At 69.7% G+C, this 22,393-nt stretch carries 24 protein-coding genes; 8 read left to right on the forward strand and 16 right to left on the reverse strand.

The features are described 5' to 3' along the window. Window positions 1–23 precede the first annotated feature (23 nt). The 6 genes from VYL96_RS16480 to VYL96_RS16505 are packed head-to-tail and all read right to left on the reverse strand — an operon-like array spanning window position 24 to window position 6,589. Window positions 24–1,094, reverse strand: coding sequence for an acyl-CoA dehydrogenase family protein (locus VYL96_RS16480; RefSeq protein WP_131885663.1), 1,071 nt, complete (start codon window positions 1,092–1,094; stop codon window positions 24–26). Further along, window positions 1,091–2,260, reverse strand: coding sequence for an acyl-CoA dehydrogenase family protein (locus tag VYL96_RS16485; protein ID WP_131885662.1), 1,170 nt, complete (start codon window positions 2,258–2,260; stop codon window positions 1,091–1,093). The genes VYL96_RS16480 and VYL96_RS16485 overlap by 4 nt, the downstream gene beginning before the upstream one ends. Further along, window positions 2,253–3,470 carry an acyl-CoA dehydrogenase family protein gene (locus VYL96_RS16490; RefSeq protein ID WP_131885661.1) on the reverse strand — a complete coding sequence of 406 codons (1,218 nt, stop codon included), beginning with the start codon at window positions 3,468–3,470 and terminating at the stop codon, window positions 2,253–2,255. Before VYL96_RS16490 ends, VYL96_RS16485 begins: the two co-directional genes overlap by 8 nt. A gap of 16 nt (window positions 3,471–3,486) precedes the next feature. Further along, complete coding sequence (locus tag VYL96_RS16495; protein WP_131885660.1) at window positions 3,487–5,013, reverse strand: class I adenylate-forming enzyme family protein; 1,527 nt, start codon at window positions 5,011–5,013, stop codon at window positions 3,487–3,489. Next, window positions 5,010–5,816 carry an SDR family oxidoreductase gene (locus VYL96_RS16500; RefSeq protein ID WP_131885684.1) on the reverse strand — a complete coding sequence of 269 codons (807 nt, stop codon included), beginning with the start codon at window positions 5,814–5,816 and terminating at the stop codon, window positions 5,010–5,012. Before VYL96_RS16500 ends, VYL96_RS16495 begins: the two co-directional genes overlap by 4 nt. A gap of 11 nt (window positions 5,817–5,827) precedes the next feature. Next, window positions 5,828–6,589 (reverse strand): SDR family oxidoreductase, encoded by a 762-nt coding sequence (locus VYL96_RS16505; RefSeq protein WP_131885659.1) that lies wholly within the window; start codon window positions 6,587–6,589, stop codon window positions 5,828–5,830. Window positions 6,590–6,699: 110 nt separating this feature from the next. Between VYL96_RS16505 and VYL96_RS16510 the strand changes: the two genes are divergently transcribed. Then, complete coding sequence (locus tag VYL96_RS16510; RefSeq protein ID WP_131885658.1) at window positions 6,700–7,170, forward strand: MaoC family dehydratase; 471 nt, start codon at window positions 6,700–6,702, stop codon at window positions 7,168–7,170. Between the two features lie 76 nt (window positions 7,171–7,246). On the opposite strand, the gene VYL96_RS16515 is transcribed toward VYL96_RS16510, so the two are convergent. The 3 genes from VYL96_RS16515 to VYL96_RS16525 are packed head-to-tail and all read right to left on the reverse strand — an operon-like array spanning window position 7,247 to window position 9,713. Next, window positions 7,247–7,750: a thioesterase family protein gene (locus VYL96_RS16515; RefSeq protein ID WP_061228363.1), complete on the reverse strand. Its 504-nt coding sequence runs from the start codon at window positions 7,748–7,750 to the stop codon at window positions 7,247–7,249. Continuing rightward, window positions 7,747–8,700 carry an NADPH:quinone oxidoreductase family protein gene (locus VYL96_RS16520; protein WP_131885657.1) on the reverse strand — a complete coding sequence of 318 codons (954 nt, stop codon included), beginning with the start codon at window positions 8,698–8,700 and terminating at the stop codon, window positions 7,747–7,749. The genes VYL96_RS16515 and VYL96_RS16520 overlap by 4 nt, the downstream gene beginning before the upstream one ends. 2 nt (window positions 8,701–8,702) lie before the next feature. Next, window positions 8,703–9,713, reverse strand: a complete 1,011-nt coding sequence (locus tag VYL96_RS16525) for an NADP-dependent oxidoreductase (protein WP_131885656.1) — start codon at window positions 9,711–9,713, stop codon at window positions 8,703–8,705. 130 nt (window positions 9,714–9,843) lie between these two features. Between VYL96_RS16525 and VYL96_RS16530 the strand changes: the two genes are divergently transcribed. Next, window positions 9,844–10,629: an SDR family oxidoreductase gene (locus tag VYL96_RS16530; RefSeq protein WP_131885655.1), complete on the forward strand. Its 786-nt coding sequence runs from the start codon at window positions 9,844–9,846 to the stop codon at window positions 10,627–10,629. Between the two features lie 26 nt (window positions 10,630–10,655). Here VYL96_RS16530 and VYL96_RS16535 read toward each other — a convergent pair whose 3' ends face one another. Both VYL96_RS16535 and VYL96_RS16540 read right to left on the reverse strand, forming a co-directional pair. Further along, entirely contained in the window at window positions 10,656–11,342 is a 687-nt protein-coding gene (locus tag VYL96_RS16535; RefSeq protein WP_207913559.1) for a TetR/AcrR family transcriptional regulator, read from the reverse strand. Window positions 11,343–11,738: 396 nt separating this feature from the next. Then, a complete protein-coding gene (locus VYL96_RS16540; protein ID WP_131885653.1) occupies window positions 11,739–12,122 on the reverse strand; it encodes an SgcJ/EcaC family oxidoreductase in 384 nt (127 codons plus the stop codon). Between the two features lie 181 nt (window positions 12,123–12,303). Between VYL96_RS16540 and VYL96_RS16545 the strand changes: the two genes are divergently transcribed. After that, the gene (locus VYL96_RS16545; protein WP_131885652.1) at window positions 12,304–13,737 is read left to right on the forward strand and encodes a sugar porter family MFS transporter; all 1,434 of its coding nucleotides are present in this window, start codon (window positions 12,304–12,306) and stop codon (window positions 13,735–13,737) included. Between the two features lie 76 nt (window positions 13,738–13,813). Here the strand turns inward: VYL96_RS16545 and VYL96_RS16550 are convergent, their stop codons facing one another. Then, entirely contained in the window at window positions 13,814–14,449 is a 636-nt protein-coding gene (locus VYL96_RS16550; protein WP_131885651.1) for a GyrI-like domain-containing protein, read from the reverse strand. Window positions 14,450–14,590: 141 nt separating this feature from the next. Here VYL96_RS16550 and VYL96_RS16555 point away from each other — a divergent pair, with 141 nt between their 5' ends. Both VYL96_RS16555 and VYL96_RS16560 read left to right on the forward strand, forming a co-directional pair. After that, entirely contained in the window at window positions 14,591–14,773 is a 183-nt protein-coding gene (locus VYL96_RS16555) for a hypothetical protein (protein ID WP_131885650.1), read from the forward strand. Further along, window positions 14,770–15,618, forward strand: coding sequence for an MBL fold metallo-hydrolase (locus tag VYL96_RS16560; protein ID WP_243699660.1), 849 nt, complete (start codon window positions 14,770–14,772; stop codon window positions 15,616–15,618). The genes VYL96_RS16555 and VYL96_RS16560 overlap by 4 nt, the downstream gene beginning before the upstream one ends. On the opposite strand, the gene VYL96_RS16565 is transcribed toward VYL96_RS16560, so the two are convergent. The 3 genes from VYL96_RS16565 to VYL96_RS16575 all read right to left on the reverse strand — a co-directional run bounded on the left by VYL96_RS16565 (window position 15,611) and on the right by VYL96_RS16575 (window position 17,574). Continuing rightward, window positions 15,611–16,066, reverse strand: a complete 456-nt coding sequence (locus VYL96_RS16565; protein WP_131885648.1) for an ArsR/SmtB family transcription factor — start codon at window positions 16,064–16,066, stop codon at window positions 15,611–15,613. The two genes, VYL96_RS16560 and VYL96_RS16565, sit on opposite strands and share 8 nt — an antisense overlap. Next, on the reverse strand, window positions 16,063–16,566 hold the full coding sequence (locus VYL96_RS16570; RefSeq protein ID WP_131885647.1) for an SRPBCC domain-containing protein: 504 nt from the start codon (window positions 16,564–16,566) through the stop codon (window positions 16,063–16,065). The genes VYL96_RS16565 and VYL96_RS16570 overlap by 4 nt, the downstream gene beginning before the upstream one ends. A 111-nt stretch (window positions 16,567–16,677) precedes the next feature. Then, a complete protein-coding gene (locus VYL96_RS16575) occupies window positions 16,678–17,574 on the reverse strand; it encodes an SDR family NAD(P)-dependent oxidoreductase (RefSeq protein ID WP_131885646.1) in 897 nt (298 codons plus the stop codon). Window positions 17,575–17,997: 423 nt separating this feature from the next. Between VYL96_RS16575 and VYL96_RS16580 the strand changes: the two genes are divergently transcribed. The 3 genes from VYL96_RS16580 to VYL96_RS16590 all read left to right on the forward strand — a co-directional run bounded on the left by VYL96_RS16580 (window position 17,998) and on the right by VYL96_RS16590 (window position 21,386). Continuing rightward, complete coding sequence (locus VYL96_RS16580) at window positions 17,998–19,215, forward strand: lipase family protein (protein WP_131885645.1); 1,218 nt, start codon at window positions 17,998–18,000, stop codon at window positions 19,213–19,215. A 302-nt stretch (window positions 19,216–19,517) separates the two neighbouring features. Continuing rightward, the gene (locus tag VYL96_RS16585) at window positions 19,518–20,399 is read left to right on the forward strand and encodes an alpha/beta fold hydrolase (protein ID WP_061228369.1); all 882 of its coding nucleotides are present in this window, start codon (window positions 19,518–19,520) and stop codon (window positions 20,397–20,399) included. A gap of 105 nt (window positions 20,400–20,504) precedes the next feature. After that, complete coding sequence (locus VYL96_RS16590) at window positions 20,505–21,386, forward strand: DUF4261 domain-containing protein (protein ID WP_007631589.1); 882 nt, start codon at window positions 20,505–20,507, stop codon at window positions 21,384–21,386. A 56-nt stretch (window positions 21,387–21,442) separates the two neighbouring features. On the opposite strand, the gene VYL96_RS16595 is transcribed toward VYL96_RS16590, so the two are convergent. Then, on the reverse strand, window positions 21,443–22,165 hold the full coding sequence (locus VYL96_RS16595) for a hypothetical protein (RefSeq protein ID WP_007631588.1): 723 nt from the start codon (window positions 22,163–22,165) through the stop codon (window positions 21,443–21,445). Window positions 22,166–22,393: the final 228 nt, after the last annotated feature.

The following is a 22,393-nucleotide window of genomic DNA, read 5'->3' on the forward strand; positions in this document are numbered from 1 at the left end:
TGTAGTGGTCTCGGAACGGGTTGTCAGCTCACTGGGAGATCCACGAGTTCAGCGAGGTCGGTGCGGTGACGGTCCGGCGTGCCGAGGGCGAGTTGATCAGATTTCGCTCGTTTCAGCCTGGTGTGGACCGGCGCCTCCCACGTCATGCCGATGCCGCCGTGCAGTTGCAGGGCCTCCTCCGTGGCCCGAACGGCCGCATCGGAGCAGAAAGACTGGGCGAGGGCCTGGGCCACGTACTGGTCGGGGTCGTCTTCGGCGAGCGTGGCGGCGGCATATCGGGCGGCCGCCTGGGCGTTGACGAGGAGCAGATAGAGATCGGCCAGCCGGTGCTTGATCGCCTGGAAGGAACCGATCGGCCGGGCGAACTGCACACGGTTCTTCGTGTAGTCCACGGTGGCCTCCAGGCTCCACCGGGTCAGTCCGAGCTGCTCCGAGGCAAGGAGCGCGGCTCCTGCCGCGAGGGCGGCGTCGACGGACTCGGTGGCCGTGCGTCCGGAAGCGACCTCGGTGCCGGCGCCCGCAACGACGACCCGGGCCAGCGGCCGGGTCACGTCCAGCGAGACAATCGGCGTGAGATCCACTTCGTCCCGGTCGTAGGCGCGTAGGGAGGTGCCGCCCTCGGCGTCCCGGACCGGGACGAGGAACAGGTCGGCCCCGAGCGCCCCGGCGACCGGAGCAGCGTCGTGGTCTACCGGCGACCACGACCCCCGCCGGGCGGTCCACGGCAGAACGAGCGCAGCTGTGCGCTCACCCGCTGCGAGCGCCGGGAGGAGACCCTCGTCGCCAGCGTGAACGAGGGCGGTGGTGGCGATGACCGCGCTGGTGAGGAAGGGCACGGGCGCGACGGAAGCCCCCAGCTCCTCCAAGACGACTGCGGCTTCGCGGGCGCTCGCATCAGACCCCCCGAGGCTCTCGGGAACGAGCAGGCCGGCGAGGCCGAGCTGCTCGGCGAGTACCCGCCACATGGTGGTGACGTCGGTATCCGGCTCGTCGGCCAGACGGGTGAGAAGCGCGTCATCGTGAGTGCGCCGGAGAGCGGAACGGACGCTCAGGCGCAGGGACTCTTCGACATCAGAATTAAGTAGGTCGATCATCGCGGCACGTCCTTGAAGGCGATCCCCTTGTCAGGGCGGTGGTCGGCGGGCAGGCCGAGCACTCGCTCGGCGATGACGTTGCGCATGATCTCGCTGGTGCCTCCCTCTATCGAGTTGCCCTTGGCGCGGAGGTACCGGTAGCCGGGGCCGTGCCCGAGGAAAGAACCCCCCTCGGGCCGCACCATCGTCCAGTCGTGGTACGTCAGACCGTCCTCTGGCGCTACCTCGAGAGCGAATCCGCTCACCTGCTGCGCCTGGTGGGCGAAGGCGAGCTTCATCGCGGAGGTCTCCGGGCCCGGCTGGCCCGCCTCGAGGGACTGACTCAGACGCTCTCCGGCCAGCCGGGTCACCTCGGTGTCGACCCACCACTGCATGAGCTCGGCGTGGTGGCCCGGCGTGCGCACGGACACGTCCTCGCGCCAGCGCCGGGCCACGAGACCGATCTGGCCCGCCTCGCGGACGTTGCCGGCGCCGATGGCGACACGCTCGTTGTTGAGCGTCGTCGTGGCCACCTCCCACCCCTGACCGACGTCGCCGACCCTGTTGCTGTCGGGCACCCGGACGCCGGAGAGGAACACCTCGTTGAACTCGGCCTCGCCGGTGATCTGGCGCAGCGGCCGTACGTCGACGCCGGGCTCCGTCATGTCGAGAATGAAGTAGGTCATCCCTGCATGCTTGGGAACGGAGGTGTCGGTGCGGGCGAGGAGGATCGCCAGATCGGCGTTATGGGCCCCGGAGGTCCACACCTTCTGCCCGTCCACGACCCAGTCGTCGCCGTCGCGGACCGCGCGGGTGGCGACGGCCGCGAGGTCCGATCCGGCGCCGGGCTCGCTGAACAGCTGACACCAGACTTCGGTGCCCGCGAATAACGGCCGCAAATAGCGCTGCTGCATCTCTTCGCTACCGAACGCGAGAATCGTCGGTGCGGCCATACCCAGGCCGATGCTGTTGCGTCCGAGGTCCGGTCGCGGCGCTCCCGCCGCGTCGAGCAGTGCGTCGACCTCCAGCTGTCGTCCCCGGGCCAGGCCCAACCCGCCCTTCCCCTCGGGGAAGTGAACCCAGGCCAGCCCTTGGTCGAACTGTGCGGCGAGGAACTCTGCACTCGTCGTGGTCTGGGGGTCGTAGCTCGCGAGGAGTTGTTCGACCCGCTCGTGCAGATCAGACATCGGCCGTCATCCTGCGGATCTCGTTGCGGGCGAGCGCATTCTTGTGCACCTCGTCGGGACCGTCGGCGAAGCGGAGGGTGCGGACCTGGGCATACCACTCCGCCACCGGGAAGTCCTGACTCAGACCGCCGGCGCCGTGCACTTGAACCGCCTTGTCGAGGATCCATTCGACCGTGGCGGGCGCGGCGATTTTGATCGCCTGGATCTCCGTGTGAGCCCCCTTGTTCCCCACGGTATCCATCAACCAGGCGGTCTTGAGGGTGAGTAGACGGAGCTGCTCGATTCGCACCCGTGACTCCGCGATCCAGTCACGGACGACTCCCTGCTCCGACAACGGCTTGCCGAAGCTGACGCGGCTCGCAGCCCGGGCGACCATGAGCTCGAGCGAGCGCTCGGCGATTCCGATGAGGCGCATGCAGTGGTGGATGCGGCCGGGCCCGAGCCGGGCCTGGGCTATCGCGAATCCCGCCCCCTCCTCGCCGATGAGGTTGCTCACCGGAACCCGTACATCGGTGAAGTCGATCTCCGCATGTCCACCGTGGTCGCGGTCGTCATAACCGAACACCTTCATCCCGCGGCGGACGTCGACCCCCGGGGTGTCGCGTGGAACGAGGACCATCGACTGCTGCTTGTTACGTGCGGCCGAGGGATCGGTCTTACCCATGACGATGAAGACCTTGGCATCGGGGTTCATCGCACCGGAGATGTACCACTTTCGACCGTTGATGATGTATTCATCGCCGTCACGGACGATCGAACTCTCGATGTTGGTCGCGTCGGAACTGGCCACGCGTGGCTCGGTCATGGCGAAGGCCGATCGGATCTCCCCGGCGAGAAGCGGCTGTAGCCACTGTTCCTTCTGCTCCGGGGTCCCGAACATGTGCAGCACCTCCATGTTCCCGGTGTCGGGAGCCGCGCAGTTGGTCGCAACCGGGGCGATGTGCAGGCTGCGCCCGAGCGTCTCGCACAACGGCGCGTACTGGAGGTTGGTCAATCCAACGCCGTCCTGCCCCGGAAGGAAGAGGTTCCACAATCCCTGCCGGCGGGCTTCTTCCTTCGCCTGCTCGATGATCGGCGGCGGCGACCAGCGGTCGGGGGCCGCGTCGAGCTGCTCCTGGTAGGTCGCCTCGATCGGGTACACGTGCTCGTCCATGAAGGCGTTGAGCTGCTCCTGCAGCTCGGCGGTCCTGGCGTCCGTCGTGAAATCCACGGGTCGCTCCCTTCGTTCAGGTGGTGGGGGTGGCGGTCCGGGCGGGCCGTTCACCGGTTGTCGCGATGTCGCCGCGGTCGATCTGACGCTTGAGGATCTTTCCGGTCGCCCCCTTGGGGAGAGCTTCGACTACCCGGTAGATCCGCGGGACCTTGTAGGCGGCGAGCTGCTCGGAGAGCCACGCACGCAGGTCGGCGGGGACAATCGTCGAGCCGGGCTGCGGGGTGACCACGGCCGCTATCTCCTCGCCCAGTTGCTCGTCGGGGACTCCGATGACCGCCGCTTCGAGGACATCGGGGTGGTTGTAGAGGACCTCCTCGACTTCGCGGGGATAGACGTTGTAGCCACCACGGATGACGAGGTCCTTCATCCGGTCGAGAATCCACAGGTCACCGTCCTCGTCCATCCGACCGATGTCCCCGGTGAAGAACCACTCGCCGTCACGCACGGCGGCCGTGGCCTCGGGCCTGCCCCAGTACTCGCGCATGACCACCGGGCCTGCGATTGCCACTTCGCCGACCTCACCGGGAGGCAGGTGGTTGCGGTCATCGTCGACGATCGACAGGCGGCACCCGGCGAGGGCCCGACCGACACTCATCTCCTTGCGGGGATGGACGGCACGGTTGCAGGTCGCCGCCCCGGTGGTCTCACTCAACCCGTAGCCGTCGAGGACCATCGCGCCGAAGCGGTCGCGGAAGGCCCGGGCGACCTTGAAAGGCAGAGCGGCGCCGCCGGAGCAGGCCAACCGCAGGTTGCTCAGGTCCTCGGCGGTGACGTCGGTGTCGGCGTGGAGCATGGCGTTCCACATCGTCGGCACTCCGGCGAGAGCGGTGAGCTTCTGGTCGGCTGCCATGCGCAGCAGCGAGGCCGCGTCGAACGGCCGCAGCAGCGACAGACTGCCGCCGGGCGTGTAGACGGTGAACATCACCGCGGCCTGGCCGAAGACGTGGAACAGCGGGAGGGCGGTGCCCATCCGGTCCGCGTTCGTCACTTCGAGCGCGTCGGCGTAGGCGGCGCCACAGGCGAGCAGGTTGCCGTGGGTCAGGACAGCGCCCTTGGGCGAACCGGTGGTCCCTGAGGTGTAGAGCAGCACTGCGGCGTCCTCGGTCGAGACGTCGGCGAGGGCAGGCCGCTCCCGGGCAGCGGTGACGCAACCGGGCTCGAGCAGCCACAGTGGGAGGCCGCACGTGTCCGCGATTGCCTCCACTGGCCCGCGACTCTCGTGCCACCCGAGCACGGTGGTACATCCGGCGTCCTCGACGAAGTGGGACAACTCACGCTGCGTGCACAGGGGATTAACGGTCACGGCGGTCGCGCCGAGTCCGAGGACCGCGTGATACGCCACGACGAACTCCTCACTCGTCGGCAGTACGATGAGGACGCGGTCGCCCGGCTCGACGCCGAGGTGGACGAGCTTCGCCATCGCCCCGCCGATCTCGAACCGCAGCTGCGAGAACGTCCGGGACCTCTCCCCTTCTCGCAGCGCCACGGCGTCGGGTGTCTCGTCTGCCCACTTCCACACCAGTCCGGCGGCGTTGCTCATCGGGTCCCTCCTCGAAGTTGTTGCTGGTATCGCTGCATGCCGTGAATCCAACGATCGGGGTCGTCCACCTTGCGTTTCAGGAACTCCCGCACGTTCGCGTGGGGCGTGATGAGAAAGGTTCCCTCGGCGATCGCCGCAAGGACCTGATCGGCGACATCGCGGGGAGCGAGGACGTCGCCGGCGTTGGTCACGGCGGCCGCGGCCACCTTGCCTCCGTCGCTGCCCGTCGAACTCATCCCGGAGCGGAGCATGTCGGTGTCGACACCCATCGGGCACAGACAACTGACGCCGATACCGTCGGCGCCGTAGGTGACGGCGAGCCATTCCGCAAGGCCGACAGCGCCGTGCTTGGACACGGAATACGTGGCCGAACCGACCTGTGTGAGCAATCCCGCTGCCGAGGCGGTAGAGACGAAGTACCCGCTCCCCCGCTCGACCCACCCCGGTACGAGCTGTCGCGCGGCACGCACGTGTGCGAGCAGGTTGACGTCCAGTGCGAGCTGCCATTGTTCGTCCGTGGCAGCCAGGCCGGAGCCGTCGCCGACCCCGGCGTTGGCGAAGAAGAGATCGACCGGACCGTAGTGATCCTGCGCTGCGGTGATCATCTCGCTGATCGTCTCCTCGCGGGAGGCGTCCCCCGCGACCGCGATCGCGCCGAGACGCTCAGCGGTAGCGGTCAGCCGGTTCTCGTCGAGGTCGGAGACGACCACCCGCGCGCCGGCCTCGAGGAGCGCTTCCGCGAGGGCGGCACCGATGCCACCGGCAGCGCCGGTGACCACGGCCACCTTGTCCTGCACCTGCATCGCGGCGCCCATCAGTCGCACGGCCCGCCGGCGACGTAGAGGACCTGGCCGGTGGTGAAGCCGGCGCCCTCGCTCGCGAAGAAGGAGACGGCGTGCGCGATGTCCTCGGGCTTGCCGGTGCGGGCGACCGCGGCCCGCTCACTCGCCATCTTCTTCAGATCATCGAAGGCGATGCCGATCCGGGCCGCGGTCTCGGCGGTCATCTCGGTCTCGATGAAGCCGGGGGCGATCGCGTTGGCGGTGACGCCGAACTTGCCGAGCTCGATGGCCAGGGTCTTGGTGAGACCCTGCATGCCGGCCTTGGCGGCCGAGTAGTTGACCTGGCCCCGGTTGCCCTGCGCCGATGTCGAGGAGAGGTTGACGATGCGACCGAAGCGCTCCTGCGTCATGTACGCCTGGCAGGCCTTGGTCATGAGAAAAGCACCGCGCAGGTGGACCGCCATGACGGAGTCCCAGTCCTCGACCGACATCCTGAAGATCAGGTTGTCCCGGATGATGCCGGCATTGTTGACCAGCACCGTGGGCGCACCGAGTCGGTCGGCGATTCGAGCGACGGCGGCCTCGACCTGGTCGGGATCCGACACATCGGCGCCGACCGCGAGCGCCCGACCCCCGCTGGCGACGATGTCCTCGACGACGTCCGCACAGGTGGATTCATCCAGGTCCAGTACTGCGACCGCCATTCCGTCGCCGGCCAGTCGCCGCGCGACGTCCGCGCCGATGCCTCGCGCTGCGCCGGTCACGACGGCGACACGCTGCTGATCAGTGGTCATGTGAGCTCTCCTGTGTCCTTGTTTGCGACCTAGCTCACACGTTAGTTGAATGCGGTTTCAGGTTCAACTATGATCGCAGTCACACCGCCCAGTGACCCGAGGAGTTCCCCGTGACCCAGACCGCCCGACACCGCCCGACTTCCGTGCAGGACCTCAAAGACCTCTCGGGCCGAGAGCTCGGCCCCACCGAGTGGCACACCGTTGACCAGTCGCGCATCGACAAATTCGCCGAGCTCACCGGCGACCATCAGTGGATCCACGTCGACCCCGCGCGAGCGGCGGACTCGCCGTTCGGCTCGACCATCGCGCACGGTCTCTACAGCCTGTCGCGCACACCCGCCTTTCTCGAAGAGCTGATGGCCTTCGACGGGTTCGCCCACAGCCTCAACTACGGCTACGACAAGGTCCGCTTCATCCACCCGCTGCCGGTGGACTCTCGGATCCGGATGCGCGCCACGCTGACCTCGGTCGAAGAGACAGCCCCGGGCGCGGTGAAAGTCGTCACCACACTCACCGTCGAGGCCGACGGCATCGACAAGCCGATCCTGGTCGCCGAGTCGATCGGCCGCTTCACGGTCTGACCCGTTACTCGCGCGAAAAGGGACCGCATCTGCAGTGCAGGTGCGGTCCCTTTCTGGTTCCCGGTCCGGATTCGACCTAGTGGCGCACGGCCATAGCCCCCGAGAGGGGGAGCTGCCACCCGAGACCTCGGTGGGCGGCTACCTGCTCATCGATCCGCTGCGCGACGCCGGCGGGGAAGGGCGCCGTCCGTCGCGCGGTGAGGTCGACGTGGCCCTCGATCATCTCGAGCGTGTTGGCGATCCGCCCGGTAGTACGGTTGACGATCACCGAGATGCCGTGAAACACCTTGTCCCCGCGGTCGAGCCACCGGACGTGGACCGAGATCTCCTCACCGATCCGCACTTCGTCGAAGAACTTGAGGTGCTGCTCCATACTGAAGACCCCCATCCGCCGGCTGGCACGGTAGGCCTCGTCGATTCCCACTCGACGTAACTCCTCCTCAGCCCCTCGGATGTGGAAGCCGTAGAAGTGAGCGACGTTGACGTGGCCGTTGCCGTCCTCCCACTCGCCTCCGGCGACCGTACTGCACGCCGCCGGGATCTGGTCGACCTCCTCCACGGAGGGCAGGTTCTGTTTCACGGCACCAGCACGACCTTGCCGGTGACCGAACGCCCCTCGAGGGAGCGCAGTGCAACGGAGGCGTCCTCGAGTGGATGGGTGGCGCCGACGACGGGCCGCAGAGCCCCGCTTCGTAGGTGCGGCAGCATCGCCTCCCACTCCCTGCCGACATGGCCGGGGCGGGATAACGCGTAGGCACCCCATCCGACTCCCACGACGGAGACGTTGTTCAGCAGGAGCCGGTTGACCTTCACCTCGGGGATGGATCCTGCGGTGAAGCCGATGACGAGAAGGCGGCCGTGCTCCCGCAGGGAGCGCAGCGAGTCGGTGAACCGGTCACCACCGACGGGATCGACGATGATGTCGACGCTCGCCTTGCCGACCGCCTCGAGGAAGTCGTCGGCCGGGACCACCTCGTCCGCGCCGGCAGCCCGGGCGATCTCGCCCTTCTCCGGCGTGGAGACCACTCCGATGACCTTGCCCGCCCCGAACGCCTTCGCCATCTGGATGGCCGCGGTCCCGATGCCGCCCGCGGCGCCGTGGACGAGGACGGTCTCACCCTCGGCGAGGTGACCGCGCTCGACGAGGGCGAAGTAGACCGTCGCGTAGTTGAAGGTGAAGGATGCCGCCTCCTCGAAGCCGACCTCGTCCGGCAGTGCGAAGGTGAGGTCGGGGCGCGCCAGGGCCTGCTCCGCGAAGCCACCGAGCAGCGTCAGGGCCGCCACGCGGTCACCGACAGCCAGGCCGCTGCCCTCGGGCGCAGCGGTGACGACACCGGCGACCTCCGCCCCCGGGACGAAGGGGAGCTCGGGCTTGAGCTGGTACAGGCCTCGGGTCTGGAGCAACTCGGGGAAGGCGACCCCGGCCGCTTTGACCTCTATGGTCACGAGCTCGTTGTCGCGGAGGTCGGGGAGCTCGACGACCTCGACGGCGTCCGGGCCATCGAGAGAGGAGATGTGGATGGCGCGCATGGTCAGCCCTTTCGGATTCTCAGCAGAAGCTTGCCGGTGTTGACCCCGTCGAAGAGGCCGAGCAGGGCGTCCGGGAAAGCAGGCACCCCGCCCTCGAGGATCGTTTCGGTCGCGACGAGGCGCCCCTCGGCGATGAGTTCCGAGATCTCGGCGACGGCCTCGGCGTAGCGGTCCGCGTAGTCGAACACGACGAACCCCTGCATCGTGGCGCGGAAGACCAGAAGGGACATGTACCGCCGCGGGCCGTCGGCGAGGGTCTCGTCGTTGTACGTCGACACAGCCCCGCACAGCACGACCCGGGCGCCGCGGCGCAGGTTGGCCAGTGCCGCGTCGAGGAGCTCGCCCCCGACGTTATCGAAGTAGATGTCGATTCCGTCGGGGGCGGCGTTGCGGACCTGGCGCAGGAGGTCGCCCTCCCGCCGGTCGATGACCTCGTCGAGTCCGAGCTCGCGGAGCCAGGACACCTTGTCCGGACCACCGGCGACGCCGATGACGCGGGCCCCTTTCGCCTTGGCCAGCTGCGCGACGGTGCTCCCGACCGCCCCGGCCGCCGCGGAGACCAGGACTGTGTCACCGGCCCGGAGTCGGCCGACGTCGTGGAGGCCGAAGTACGCGGTCATGCCGGGCATGCCGAGCGCGCCTAGCCAGGTGCCCATCGGGGCGATGTCGGTGTCGATACGGTCCACCCCCTTGCCGTCTGACAGCGCGTACTCGCACACGCCGAAACTGCCGGTGACCCGGTCGCCGACGGCGAAGTCCGGGTGCTCCGAGGCGATCACCTCGCCGGCGCCCAGTGCCCGCATGACGTCTCCGATCCCGACCGGGGGAATGTAGGACCGCACGTCGTTCAGCCATCCGCGCATCGCCGGGTCGAGGGAGACCAGATCGACGCGTACGAGGATCTGACCGGGACCCGGGTCCGGGACCTCGGTACTGGTGAGATCCCAGGTACTGGAGTCTGGGCGGCCTTGCGGGCGGGCGGCGAGACGGATCTCCTGCGAGGTCCGGGACATAGGTCGACTCCTGTGTTCGATTGGGGTTTGTTCGCCACCCTCCCACAATCTGAATCTTGATTCAACTAGTATGAATCGGGACTCAACTAAATCTCGAGTCAACCCACCGCACCCGGAATGAAGGACAACAATGGACATCCCTGCCCTCTTCTCTCTCGATGGACGCGTCGCCCTGGTCACCGGCGGCTCCCGCGGCATCGGCCGCATGATCGCCGAAGGCCTGCTCGCCCAGGGCGCGACCGTCTACATCACCGCCCGCAAGTCAGAGGCCTGCCTGATCACCGCCGACGAGTTGTCCGCGACCTACGGCGAAGGGCGGTGCGTCGCCCTGCCGCACGACATCTCCACGACCGCTGGCATCGCCGCCCTACTCGAAACATTCCGCGAGAACGAGGACCACCTCAACATCCTCGTCAACAACGCCGGTGCAGCGTGGGGAGAGGCCTTCGACGACTTCCCCGAAAGCGGTTGGGACAAGGTGATGGACCTCAACGTCAAGGCGCCCTTCTTCCTCACCCAGGCCGCCAAGCAACTGCTGCTGGCAGGACGCGAGAGCACGGGCCACCTCGCCAAGGTCATCAACATCGCTTCGATCGACGGGCTCTCCCTCAACCCGATGGAGACGTACTCCTACCACGCGAGCAAGGCCGGCATCGTCCACCTGACCAAGCGCATGGCGGTGCGCCTGGCTCCCGAGGGCATCATCGTCAGCGCGATCGCCCCTGGCGCATTCGCGTCCGCGATGAACAAGGAGGCCCGCGACCACGCCGAGGAGATCGCCGGCGAGATCCCCTCCGGCCGTATCGGCCGTCCCGAAGACATGGCGGCCGCGGCGATCTACCTGGCCTCGGACGCCGGCGACTATGTCGTCGGCAGCACTCTCGCCGTCGACGGCGGGGTCAACATCGCCCGCTGACCGTGCGGAGTTGCGCGCTGGACGCCTCAGTCCGCGCGCAACTCCGGCGTCGTCAGGCCCAGGGCATTGGTCCACAACCGGGTCGCTGTCTCGACGAGTTCGTCGATGGACTCGACCACCGCGCCCCCGGAAAAGGATTCGAAGGCCAATCGGGCCACCATGCCGGACAGCGCCATCGCCGCCATCGAGGCGTCGACACCGCGATCTGCCAGGCCCCGTTCCTGCAGATCCGCTATGGCACGCGCGTTACGCGTGACGAAGGCCATCGTGCGGGCGTTGCGCAGCTCGCGGAATCGGGGATTGAGCGCCGCCACCTGCTGCAGGAGCACGTTCAGCTGGGCGTTACGCCGATAGGCTTCGAAGTAGGCGCGGTTGCTGGCGGCGATGATCGCGACCGGGTCATCGCTCGCCTCGATACGGCCCGTCCCCGGATGGAGCATGTCGCTTTGCGCTTGGTACAGGACAGCAGCAAGAACCTCGTCCTTGCTGTCGAACCACGTGTAGAAGCTGCCAATCGAACATTTGGCCTCGGCGGCAATGTCTACGAGCCGGGAATCAACGTAACCATCGCGCTCGAACACCGTGCGCGCGGCCGCGATCAGAGCGTCACGGGTGCGCCGGCCACGCTCCGTCTGCGGCTGCGGCTGGGCACCCAGCCGTGCAGCATCGACGAGGTCGGGGGCCGCCGTGCTGTTATCGCGGTCGCTGGACATACCGGTCATGCTAGCGGCCGCTTATCCGGGAGCGACAATGGTGAAACCCTAGGGCTTGTCTACTGCATCGCGTAGCCAGGTCGGCATGGAGCGGAGGTGACGCCGGGACGGCAGGTGGACGGAGCTCGTCATGGCGGGTAGCGAGGGCTCGCCATTGCGTGGCCAGGCTTCGGCGAGCATCGCGCCGTTGTTGCGTTGGCCTCCGGTGGTTTCGCTTGGTGCGAAACGGGTGCCCGAACGGGGGAGCAGAACTAGCGATGAAGTCGTCGGTCTCACCCGCGGGCAGAACTGACTCCTCATCCGTCTTATCGAGGGGCGGTGTGCGGGTGCACTACGAACATTCAGGTCAGTACCCACTTGTCGACGCGCACCATGTTGGTATGCGAGCGGCCGCGATCAGCTCATGTTCTCCGGGGTCCAGTAGGCGCGCATCGAGGCGACCTTGCCCTGGTCGTTGTGCACCATAAGGTCCCACACGTTGATGGTCGCCTTGGAGCCGCCGTCGAAGTGGGTGGTGATCTCGAAGTTGAACAGCAGGTCGTTGCCGCACACGCGGGTCTCGAGGACCTTCGCCTCGATCTTCAGCGCGGTGACGGTGGAGTAGAAGGCGCGGATCGCCTCCGCGCCCTCGTGCACGGTGCCGCCGCCGACGGGGTCCTCGACGGTGGCGTCGTCGGCGTAGAGGGCCATGACGGCCTCGAGGTCGCCGGCGACGAGCGCGTCGACGTAGGACTGCGCGGTGGCGCGGATCTGCTCGGGTGCGGTGGCTGCGGCGCTCATGGTGGGTGGCCTTTCGGTGACGACGACGAGGTGACCCGAGCCTAGAACGTGTTCTCACGCCGCGGGCGCGCACCGGGGTATTTCCCGGTCGGCCTCTCCGTCGGTTGCGCCTCTCCCGCCCCAGCCCTACCCTCCTCTCACCACTGTCACAGGGCCGGCGGGCCCGGGGAGCGGGGTACGCATGTCCACACAGCAGACGTCCCGACAGCCGTCCGACGAGGAGTCGTTCCACACGGGCCGGGTGGTGATCATCTCCCTGGTCGCCGCGCTCGGCGGGTTCCTGTTCGGCTTCGACACCGCGGTCATCAACGGCGCGGTCGACGCGGTGCAGCAGGACTTCGGGATCGGTGCCGGGCTGATCGGGTTCACGGTGTCCTCGGCGTTGCTCGGATGCATCCTCGGTGCGTACCTGGCCGGGCGACTGGCCGACCGGTGGGGCCGCACCCGCGTCATGGTCCTGGCGGCCGTGTTGTTCCTCGCGAGCGCCCTGGGATCGGGTTTCGCGTTCGGCCCGTGGGACCTCATCGCCTGGCGTGTCCTCGGCGGGCTCGGGGTGGGCGCCGCGTCGGTCATCGCGCCGGCGTACATCGCGGAGGTCGCGCCGCCGGCCGTCCGAGGTCGCCTCGGTTCGCTACAGCAGCTGGCGATCGTCTCGGGCATCTTCGTGGCACTGCTCTCGGACGCGTGGCTGGCGGGAGTGGCCGGCGGCGCGATCGAGGAGTTGTGGTTCGGGGCGGCGGCCTGGCGGTGGATGTTCTGGGCGGAGGTGATCCCCGCGGTGGCCTACGGTGTGCTGGCGCTGATGATCCCCGAATCGCCGCGCTACCTGGTGGGCCGCGGGATGGTCGACGAGGCCAAACGCGTGCTGCGGTCGATCCAGGAGGGCGGCATCGACTCGCGCATCCGCGAGATCCGCGCGACCGTCCGCGAGGACCGCCGCCAGTCGTGGCGGGACCTGATCCGCCCGGGCGGGTGGAACTTCCTGCCCATCGTGTGGATCGGCATCATCCTGTCGGTCTTCCAGCAGGCCGTGGGCATCAACGTGATCTTCTACTACTCCACGACGCTGTGGCAGTCGGTCGGCTTCGCCGAGGAGGACGCGTTCACCCAGTCGGTCATCACGTCGGTGACGAACATCGTGGTCACGATCATGGCGATCGCGCTCATCGACAAGATCGGGCGTCGCAAGTTGCTCATGATCGGCTCCGTCGGCATGACGGTCTGCCTGGCGGTGATGGCGGCGATGTTCAGCCAGGCCACCATGGTCGCCGGGCCGGACGGCGAACTCGCCCCGCAGCTCGGCGACACCTCCGGGCTCGTCGCACTCATCGCCGCCAACGGCTTCGTCGTGTTCTTCGGCATGTCGTGGGGCCCGGCGGTGTGGGTGCTGCTCGGCGAGATGTTCAACAACCGGATCCGCTCCACCGCGCTGGGTTTGGCGGCGGCCGCGCAGTGGCTGGCGAACTTCGCCGTGTCGACCGCCTTCCCGCCGATGGCCGAGTTCAGCCTGCCGTTCACCTACGGCTTCTACGCGGTCGCGGCGCTGCTGTCGCTGCTGTTCGTGGCGCGCTTCATCCCCGAGACGACCGGCCGCTCGCTGGAGGAGATGGAGTAGCCGCCCCGCACGCCGCCCGCGCCCAGGGGTCAGGCCGCGCACGCCGCCCGCGCCCGGGGCCAGGCCGCACCCTGGGTCAGGCCGCGTCGTCGGGCGTGCGCACCGCACAGAACAGGTCGGTGCGCAGCGTGGCCGGGTCCATGTCGGGCGACGGCTCGGTGACGTACGACTCCCAGAACGGCAGCCCGGACGCGCGGCCCATCCCCGCGATCTCGCCCATGAAATCGCCCCACGCCCGCCCGAGGTCGTCGTACGAGCCCACGTGGCTGATCACGGCGATCTCGCCGGCCGGCAGCTCGGAGGCGACGATCCGTCGACCGTCGACCTCGATCGGGTCCGTGCCCACCTGCTCGGCCAGCGGGGCGCGGAGCGGGAAGCCGATCTCCAGGTCCACCACCGAGTCGGGGCCCTCGACCGCGGCGGTGTAGAGCGCGATGGGCGGGCCCGCGGGAGCCAGGCCGGCCTCGAACGCACGCGGCAGGACGGTCCCGAAGACGGAGTCGAACACCCCGGTCAGCTCCGACATCGGCACGCCCGCCACACGGACCACGGCGGTGGGCACGGCCGGCGCGCGCAGCAGCCGGACCCCGTCGATCGGGTCCGCGCCCAGGTCGGGGTAACCGGACGGGGGGTCGGTCGGCGCCGTGGGTACCTGATCGTGTGGCGACGCCGTGGGTGCCTGATCGTGTGGCGACGAGGATGACGACGACATGGTGTGCCCTTCCGACGACGAGGTGCCTGCTCCCAGTGTGCGCTGCGGTCGGGGCGAGGGGAAGACCCGCCGAGCAGCGGGGTGGGTCCCCCGGCACGGGCGAGGGATGCGGCCCGCGTCCGGCGGGGGGACACTGGGGGCATGCCCCGTTACCGTCTCCGCACCCCCGACCAGACGATCGATCTCGGCGAGCACGAGACCGCCCAGCAGGCCCTCGAGTCCGCTGTGTCCGGTCATCGTGAGACCCGGTCCGCCGACGGGTCCCTCGAGGTGCAGGTGGGCGAGGCGTGGCACCCCGTCGACATCGAGGGGGACATGCCGTGAGCGCGGTGACCCAGTGCGCGACGTGCGGGGTCGAGCGGGCGGAGCCCCTGCCCGAGGTGTGTCCGATCTGCGCGGACGAACGCCAGTACGTGCCCGTCTCCGGGCAGCGCTGGACGACGCCCGAGCAGTCGCGGGCGGCGGGCGCGTCCATCGAGTTCACCGAGCGCGAGACCGACGTGATCGGCCTCGAGCAGAAGAACTGTCCCGGGATCGGCCAGCGACCGTCGCTTATCCGGACCGACCACGGGAACGTGCTGGTCGAGGTCCCGAACTACATCAGCGACGAGGCGGTCGCGGCGATCCGCGGGTGGGGCGGGTTGTCGGCGATCGTCGCCTCGCATCCGCACATGTACGGCGTGCAGTCGCTGTGGTCGGCCGCGTTCGACGACTGCCCGGTGTACGTCTCCGCTCCGGATGAGCAGTGGCTGGGCCTGCGACCGCGCGCCACGATCGTGTGGGGCGGGGGCCACGCGGCGGACCCGGCCGACGGCGGCGAGATCGAGATCCTGCCCGGCGTGCGGGCGTCGCAGCCGGGCGGTCACTTCCCCGGCAGCGTGGTCGTGCACTGGACCGCTCCGGACGGCCGCGGCGTCCTGTTCAGCGGCGACACGATCGGCACGGTCGCCGACCGGGAGTGGGTGACGTTCATGCGGTCGTTCCCCAACTGGATGCCGCTGTCCGGCGCGGTGGTGCGCCGGATCGCCGACCACGTCTCGCGGTACGACTTCGACAGGCTCTACAGCAACTTCGGCGGAGTCGTCCCCCGGGACGCGCGGGCCGCGGTGCAGCGGTCGGCCGAGCGCTACGCGGCGTGGGTCGACGGCGAGTACGACCACCTCACCTAGGCGCGCCCCGGCCCGACCCGCCCTCGACCGACCCGGCCGTCTCGTCGCGCTCGTCGGACGCGGCACTCTCCCCGCGCTCGGCCGCCTCGGCCCGCTCCAGGTGCTCGGCGCGCTCTCTGACCTGCTCGAGCCGACGATCCCATCCCCGCGACACCGCGCCGAGGAGGTCGGAGATCTCCCGGATGCGGTCCGGCCGCACGGCGTGTACCTGCCGACGGTGATGCGGTCGCGCGTGCACGAGCCCTGAGTCGGTGAGGATGCGCAGGTGCTTGGCGACCGCCTGGCGGCTCACGCCGAGATCGCGGGCCACGGCGCCGGCGTCGTCGGGCCGATCGGCGAGTCGGACGAGGACCCGGCGACGCGTCCGGTCCGCGAGGGCGCCGAACACACCGTCCGCCTCTTCGCTGAGCAGCCGGTCGTGCGGGTCCTCTCCCCTCGGGCTGCTCATCCGCCGCCCTCGGCACGCGCCCGCGCGAGCTCCAGCTCGGACACCCAGCCCTCGGAGTTCTCCTCGAATCGCCGGCGCCGCACGGCCGCGTCGTCGTGCAGACCAGCGAACCCGGTCTCGCGGACCGTCAGGACGACGCCCGATCCGTGGTCCTCGATCGTGAACTCGACCAGGTTGGCCTGCGCCTCGTCGACCTCTCCGGCCATGCCGCCGAGCCACCGGAACACCGCGCGACGCGGCGGGTCGAGCTCGACGGTGCCGATCGTGAACTCGCCGTGCACCGGGTCGACGACGCGGGACACGTCGCCTTCTGTGGTGATCTCGTGATCGGTCCACGTGCCGTCGTTGATGAACCATCCCGGCTCCGACACGATCGCCCAGACCGTCCTCGCCTCGGCCTCGATGTGGATGCTGCGGGCGATCTCGTCGGGTACGTCATCGCTGGTCGCACCCACTCCGGGCGCGCTACCGCCGTCCACGGGCACGGTGTTCTCGCTCATCGGGCTCTCCTCTCCCCCGAGGTGCCTCCCGCTCAGTGAGGTGGTGTCGCGGTTGCACCTGCCCTCCCACGATGACACGCCGCGCGCCCGAGTGCAACCACTCAGTTGCAGTTAAGCCGTCTCGGACGCGGCGAACTCCCAGAACCGCGCTGCCGCCGCGGGGTCGGAGGCCTCGGCGCTCCGACCGATGACCGTGGGCATGCCGCGCAGGTGCCTCATCGCGTCGGGACCGGTGTAGCTACACGGCGGCAGCGGCCGGGTCGCGGCGCTCATCGTCGTCAGGGCCGCCTGCGCCGCGGGCTGGGCGAACAGGGAGCAGACGCCGGTGACGATCTTGTCCAGCGTCGCGTTTCCCGTCGCATTGGAGATCCCGGTGGCCGCCCACCCGGGGTGCGTGAGCTGGACGTCGACCCCGACCCTGCCGGCCTCGGCACGTCCGTCGCGCAGCCGCCTCTCGAGCTCGAGCCCCCACAGCATGTCCCCGAGTTTGGACTGCGCGTACGCCGCCGCGGACGTCCACCGCCGACGCCGGAAATGCGGGTCGTCGCCGTCGAAGGTGCCCGCGTGGTGGGCGTTGGACGCGACGATCACCACTCGCCTGCGCACCACGGGCAGCAGCAGGTTCGTGAGCAGGAACGGGCCCAGCACGTTGACGCCGAGCAGCATCTCGAACCCGTCCACGGTCTCCCGCCGACGAGGCGTGATGGCTCCCGCGTTGTTGACCAGCACGTCGATCTCCTCGCCGCCCCGGCCGCCCTCCCCGGTGAGTTCGCCGGCCGCGCGTCGCACGCTCGCGAGGGAGGCCAGATCCGTCTCCACGACCCGCGCGTCGCCGGGCAGTTCGGACGCCACCTGACGACCGCGGGCGGTGTCGCGGACCGCGAGGATCACCCGCGCCCCGTGCCCGGACGCCGCCCGCACGGTCTCGAGGCCGACCCCGCTCGTCGCCCCGGTGACGAGCCACGTCTGGCCGGTGAGGTCGGGAATATCGATCTGCTTTCGCGCCACGGCCGAAGCGTACGACCCCGAGCTGCGCGCCCGCGCCACTTCGCATCGGTGCCGGCAGCTCGAACCAGCCCCGTGAGACGCCGCGCCTGGGGCTGCGGCGGCGATCCGGTCGTAACCACCGCGGAGAAGGTCGTAGTCATGTGGGCAAAACGCCGCCGGGGCCACGATGGTGACGTCCAAGAAATCGATGATGACGACCGGATGCGCGATGAGCCCGCGCTTGACCGGTCACGTGTCGAAACGGCGGGCCAGTTGAAGGCCAGTCGACCTAGCGACGACGGGGACGGGCACCCCATTGGGCTCGGGAAGAAAACCGGCTCGCCGCTTGCGGGGCTGGGTGAAGCCGGGACGAACGCGGCCCGCCGATCGCGGGACCGGGCGAACCCGCCTGGAGAAGCGCGGGCGGCGGACTACCCTCCGGGTATGAACTCCCTCATCTCCCCGAGACTCTCGCGGACGCTCTGCGCGGCGGCTGCGGCCCTCGTCGTCGCCCCTCTCACCGTCCCCACCGCCGGCGCGGCGCCCGCCGCGGCGACCAACCCGGCACCCACCTGGTCCGGACTCGACACCCGCGAATGGGCTCGGCCGGTCCCCGCGCCGGGGGCCGCGGCGGAGACCGTCCCGCTCGACCCGTCACTCTCCCTGCCGCAGGCCGGGCGGGCGGTGCGGCAGGTCTACGGCACCCTCGACCAGCACGGCCGGCCCGCGATCTCCGGGTCCGCGGTCTTCCTGCCCCACGGCGCCGCGCCGGAGGGCGGCTGGCCGGTCATCGCGTGGGCGCACGGCACCACCGGCCTGGGCGACGACTGCGCACCGTCCACCCAACCCCGCTCCGAGCGTGACGCCGAGTACCTCGGCCACTGGCTCGACCGGGGCTACGCCGTGGTCGCCTCCGACTACGTGGGCCTGGGCACGCCCGGGCTGCTCAGCTACCTCAACGGGCCCGCCACCGGCCAGGCGATCGTCGACTCGGTCATCGCCGCACGCTCCGCCGGCCTGCCCCTCTCCCCCACCTGGGCACTGGTCGGCCAGTCGCAGGGCGCCGGGGCCGCGCTCAACACCGCGGTCCGCGCCACCGAACTCGGCGCGCCCGCCGGGCTCGACTACCGCGGCGTCGTGGCCACCGGGGCCCCGGCGAACATCGAGCACATCTTCCAGTGGGGCGCGCCCGGCTTCCCGCCCGTACAGCTACCGACCGGACTCAACGTCTACGCGATGTACATCCTCGCCGGGTTCCGCGACCAGCACCCCGAGCTCGACATCAACGGCTACCTCACGCCGGCCGGGCGCGAGATGGTCGACGCCGCCGAGACCCTCTGCTACGCGGCGATGCGCGAGAAGGTGGGCGGATTCCAGATCTCGCAGGCGCTCTCGCGGCCCCTCCAGGAGATCCCCGACGTGTTCGGCCACCTGCGCCGCTACATGGGCACGCCGGCCACCGGGTACGACCGACCCGTGTTCCTCGGCCAGGGGTTGCTCGACCTGGACGTGCCCGCGCCGTCGGCCCTGTCGCTCGCCGCGGAGATGACGCTCAACCGGCAGCCGCTCGAGCTGCGCGTCTACCCGGACAGGGACCACAGCGGGACCGTGTACGCCGCGACCCCGGATGCGACCGCGTTCCTGGCGCGGGTGATGGGATGACCGGGTGATGGGGTGGTTCAGATCACCCCGAACACCCCGTTCGGTGCGGTCGTCCACTTAGCACCGCGCATTCCTGCACGTCAGGGCGCGCGCTCGAGTGCTCACAGTGTGACCTGCACAATAATCGTTACAGACTTGTCACATCGCGCTGTCACGGGTTAGAGTCTCGCCATCGCCGCGCGGGGATGTTTCAGGGACTCCCCGCGCGGCTGACATCATTTCGAGGCGACGCCGGGTTCGCCGGGCCGCTAGATTGCCGGGACAGCGCGATTCCTAGAACGCGTTCTAGTACCGTTGAGGCCATGAGCGCCCTCGACTTCGAGTCCACCAGCAAGACCATCACCGCCGGCCGTTTCGAGCTGCACTACCACGAGGCAGGGCGGGCCACGAGCGCAGCGGGCACGGCCGAGCCCGAGAGCGCGGTGCCCGTCCTGTTCCTCCACGGATCCGGTCCGGGCGTCACCGCCTGGTCCAACTTCTCGGGCAACTTCCCGGTCTTCGCCGAGCGGTTCCACACCATCCTGCTCGACATGCCGGGCTTCGGGAAGAGCTCCGACCTCGAGTGGGAGAAGGCCTACCCGATGATCGCCGCCGAGGCGATCGACGCGTTCTGCGAGGCCAAGGGCATCGAGAAGGTCGACATCATCGGCAACTCCATGGGCGGCAACGTCGCGTGCGAGACCGCCCTCGCCTACCCGGACCGCGTCCGCAAGATGGCCCTCATGGGCCCCGGCGGCCTCGCCGCGCCGCTGTTCGCGCCCGACCCCAGCGAGGGCTCGCGCCGCCTGTTCGAGTTCCTCGCCGATCCGACCGACGAGAAGATGAGCGCCTGGGTCGACACGATGGTGGGCAACAAGAAGGTCGTCTCCCCCGAGCTGATCCGCGCCCGCACCGAGGCCGCGACCGCGCCGGGCGCCGTCGAGCGCATGTACTCGATCTTCGGCTCGATCCTCAAGCCCGAGAACGCCTACACCCCGCTGTACACCCGCGCCTCCCAGATCCGCCACGAGACGCTCCTCATCTGGGGCCGCGACGACCGCATGCTCCCCTACGAGCAGGCGCACTTCGCGTTCCGCCAGCTCCCCAAGGCCGAGCTGCACGCCTTCTCCCGCTGCGGGCACTGGGCCATGATCGAGCAGAAGGACAAGTTCGAGCGCCTGGTGATCGACTTCCTGCTCAACTGAGCGCCCGCCGGGCGGCCGGGCATGTGGCGGCCGGGCGCGTGGCGTCCGGTCGCGTCGTGGGCCGGACGTGTCGCGGCCGCCGGGACGCGGGTTAGCCTGTCGTGCATGACCGACTCCCCGCAGCCCGGCCAGCCCGAGCAGCCGCAGGACCAGCCGCCCGCCGTCGACCCGCGGACCGGCGAGGACCTGTCGTGGAAGCAGACGCCCGTGGCGATCGTGCTGCTCGACCGGCCCGCCCCCGGCTACGACGAGATCGGTGAACTGCTCGCCGAGATCTTCGAGGGCTCCTACGAGGTCGAGCGCGGCACCGAGGACGACCCCGCCACGGCGGTGTACATCGAGGACGCGACGGTCATCGTCTCCTCGATCGACGCCCCCGTGGCGGAGGCCGCCCAGTACACGCGCGACCTGGCCGCGTGGAACGGCGGCGAGGCCGTGGTGGAGACGCACCGGTCCCAGGTCGTGGTGGCGGCGTTCCGGTGGGGACCGGTCGGCGACGACGGCGAGCCCACCGATCCCGAGTACCTGGACCCGCGGCTCGATACGCTCCGTTGCGAGTTGGCGGTCGCGAACGTCACGGCAGCACTGACCGCGCTACCCGGCGCGGTGGCCGTCACCGTGGGCGGCGCCGCGATGACCCTGCCGGCCGGCCCGTACCGCGATCTCGTCACGGGCAACCCGGTGCCGGCGCCGGCGCTCGTCGGGGTGCGGGCGGGGATGCAGTCCGAGTCCACGTCGTGCGTCTACACCACGGGGATGGGCCGGTTCGGCCGGATGGACCTCGAGCGCCTGGACGTGGACGCGCCGCCGGCGGCCGTGTACTCCGAGATGTGCAATCTCGTCGCCTACTCGCTGGCCACCGACACCGTGCTCGTGCCCGGCCAGACGATCGAGGTGGGCGGGCCGCAACCGCTGGTCGCCAGCGCCGAGGTCTCCCCCTTCACCGGCCAGGAGATCCTCCGGCTCGCGCCCGGCCCGAGGGGCTGACCGGCACGCGCCGGGCCCGGGCGCCGCGGCGCGGACCCGGCCCGAGGGGCTGACGGTCAGGGCCGCTGGCGGTTCATCCGCTCCACCACCAGCCGCGTCGTGGCCGCCAGCTGGAACGGCCGGATGACCGGCTCGATCCGGCTGGCCAGCCGCTCCTTCTTGAGCCGGGCGATCACGCTGCGGACCAGCTCCGGCAGCGGGTTGCCGAGGTGGTCGACCAGTGGGTAGATCCGCACCTCCGGCGCGATCCGCGCCATCTCGACGATCGCGTCGACGTGGTCGGACAGATCCATCCGGTCGGCGTACGTGAACAACAGGTGCGAGCACAGCACGAGGTCGGACGAGTCGCTGGCCAACGGCAGCGACGGCAGCGCACCGGCGATGTACCGCTCGGGCGAGGCCTCCAGGTCCGTGAGCATGCGGTCCGCCGCCGTGCGCCGGATCGCCTCGTGTCCCACGACGCCGCCGCGGACGTCCCAGTCGAAGTCCACCTCGCGCGCCTGCTTCTGCGCCACCGAGCGGTCGACGTCCGCGAGGATCCGGCCGCGGAGGTCGTCCGCACCCCGGGCGTACTGGGGGTCCACCGCGATCGCGTCCCCGCCGGCCGCGCAGATCTCCGCCACCGCGCTGGCCGCGCCGCCCGGGCAGTCCACGATCCGGCCCTCCAGGTCAGCCCCGTTCAAACCGAACATGTCCGTGTACTCGGCCAACGATCGCGCGCTCACGAGGACATCGGTGTCCTCCAGCGCGTGGAACGTGGTGTCGGGACTTACGGTCACCTGGAAACTCTCCTGAAGTGAGCCGGCGCGGATCTGATTTCCGCCGCCGTGGGGTCATGAGCATGGACCCGGGTTCCGGCGCGGACCGCCGCTGATACCGACCGCGGCCCGCCCTTCTCCGGTGGGCCCGCGCGTCGTCCGTGCTACGCCATGACGGCGTGGGCGACGCGGGACCTCTCCGGTACGCGTCGCCAGCACATCAGCACATCTTTCGGCACGGACTCACCG

It is taken from the genome of Dietzia maris, from assembly GCF_036287335.1.
Classification (GTDB): domain Bacteria; phylum Actinomycetota; class Actinomycetes; order Mycobacteriales; family Mycobacteriaceae; genus Dietzia; species Dietzia cinnamea.

Bases quoted from the DNA above. Each gene is read 5' to 3' on its own strand.
- VYL96_RS16480 (WP_131885663.1), bottom strand. From the start codon at position 1,094: ATGATCGACCTACTTAATTCTGATGTCGAAGAGTCCCTGCGCCTGAGC.
- VYL96_RS16485 (WP_131885662.1), bottom strand. From the start codon at position 2,260: ATGTCTGATCTGCACGAGCGGGTCGAACAACTCCTCGCGAGCTACGAC.
- VYL96_RS16495 (WP_131885660.1), bottom strand. From the start codon at position 5,013: ATGAGCAACGCCGCCGGACTGGTGTGGAAGTGGGCAGACGAGACACCC.
- VYL96_RS16500 (WP_131885684.1), bottom strand. From the start codon at position 5,816: ATGCAGGTGCAGGACAAGGTGGCCGTGGTCACCGGCGCTGCCGGTGGC.
- VYL96_RS16505 (WP_131885659.1), bottom strand. From the start codon at position 6,589: ATGACCACTGATCAGCAGCGTGTCGCCGTCGTGACCGGCGCAGCGCGA.
- VYL96_RS16520 (WP_131885657.1), bottom strand. From the start codon at position 8,700: ATGCGCGCCATCCACATCTCCTCTCTCGATGGCCCGGACGCCGTCGAG.
- VYL96_RS16525 (WP_131885656.1), bottom strand. From the start codon at position 9,713: ATGTCCCGGACCTCGCAGGAGATCCGTCTCGCCGCCCGCCCGCAAGGC.
- VYL96_RS16530 (WP_131885655.1), top strand. From the start codon at position 9,844: ATGGACATCCCTGCCCTCTTCTCTCTCGATGGACGCGTCGCCCTGGTC.
- VYL96_RS16535 (WP_207913559.1), bottom strand. From the start codon at position 11,342: ATGTCCAGCGACCGCGATAACAGCACGGCGGCCCCCGACCTCGTCGAT.
- VYL96_RS16540 (WP_131885653.1), bottom strand. From the start codon at position 12,122: ATGAGCGCCGCAGCCACCGCACCCGAGCAGATCCGCGCCACCGCGCAG.
- VYL96_RS16545 (WP_131885652.1), top strand. From the start codon at position 12,304: ATGTCCACACAGCAGACGTCCCGACAGCCGTCCGACGAGGAGTCGTTC.
- VYL96_RS16550 (WP_131885651.1), bottom strand. From the start codon at position 14,449: ATGTCGTCGTCATCCTCGTCGCCACACGATCAGGCACCCACGGCGTCG.
- VYL96_RS16555 (WP_131885650.1), top strand. From the start codon at position 14,591: ATGCCCCGTTACCGTCTCCGCACCCCCGACCAGACGATCGATCTCGGC.
- VYL96_RS16565 (WP_131885648.1), bottom strand. From the start codon at position 16,066: ATGAGCAGCCCGAGGGGAGAGGACCCGCACGACCGGCTGCTCAGCGAA.
- VYL96_RS16570 (WP_131885647.1), bottom strand. From the start codon at position 16,566: ATGAGCGAGAACACCGTGCCCGTGGACGGCGGTAGCGCGCCCGGAGTG.
- VYL96_RS16580 (WP_131885645.1), top strand. From the start codon at position 17,998: ATGAACTCCCTCATCTCCCCGAGACTCTCGCGGACGCTCTGCGCGGCG.
- VYL96_RS16585 (WP_061228369.1), top strand. From the start codon at position 19,518: ATGAGCGCCCTCGACTTCGAGTCCACCAGCAAGACCATCACCGCCGGC.
- VYL96_RS16590 (WP_007631589.1), top strand. From the start codon at position 20,505: ATGACCGACTCCCCGCAGCCCGGCCAGCCCGAGCAGCCGCAGGACCAG.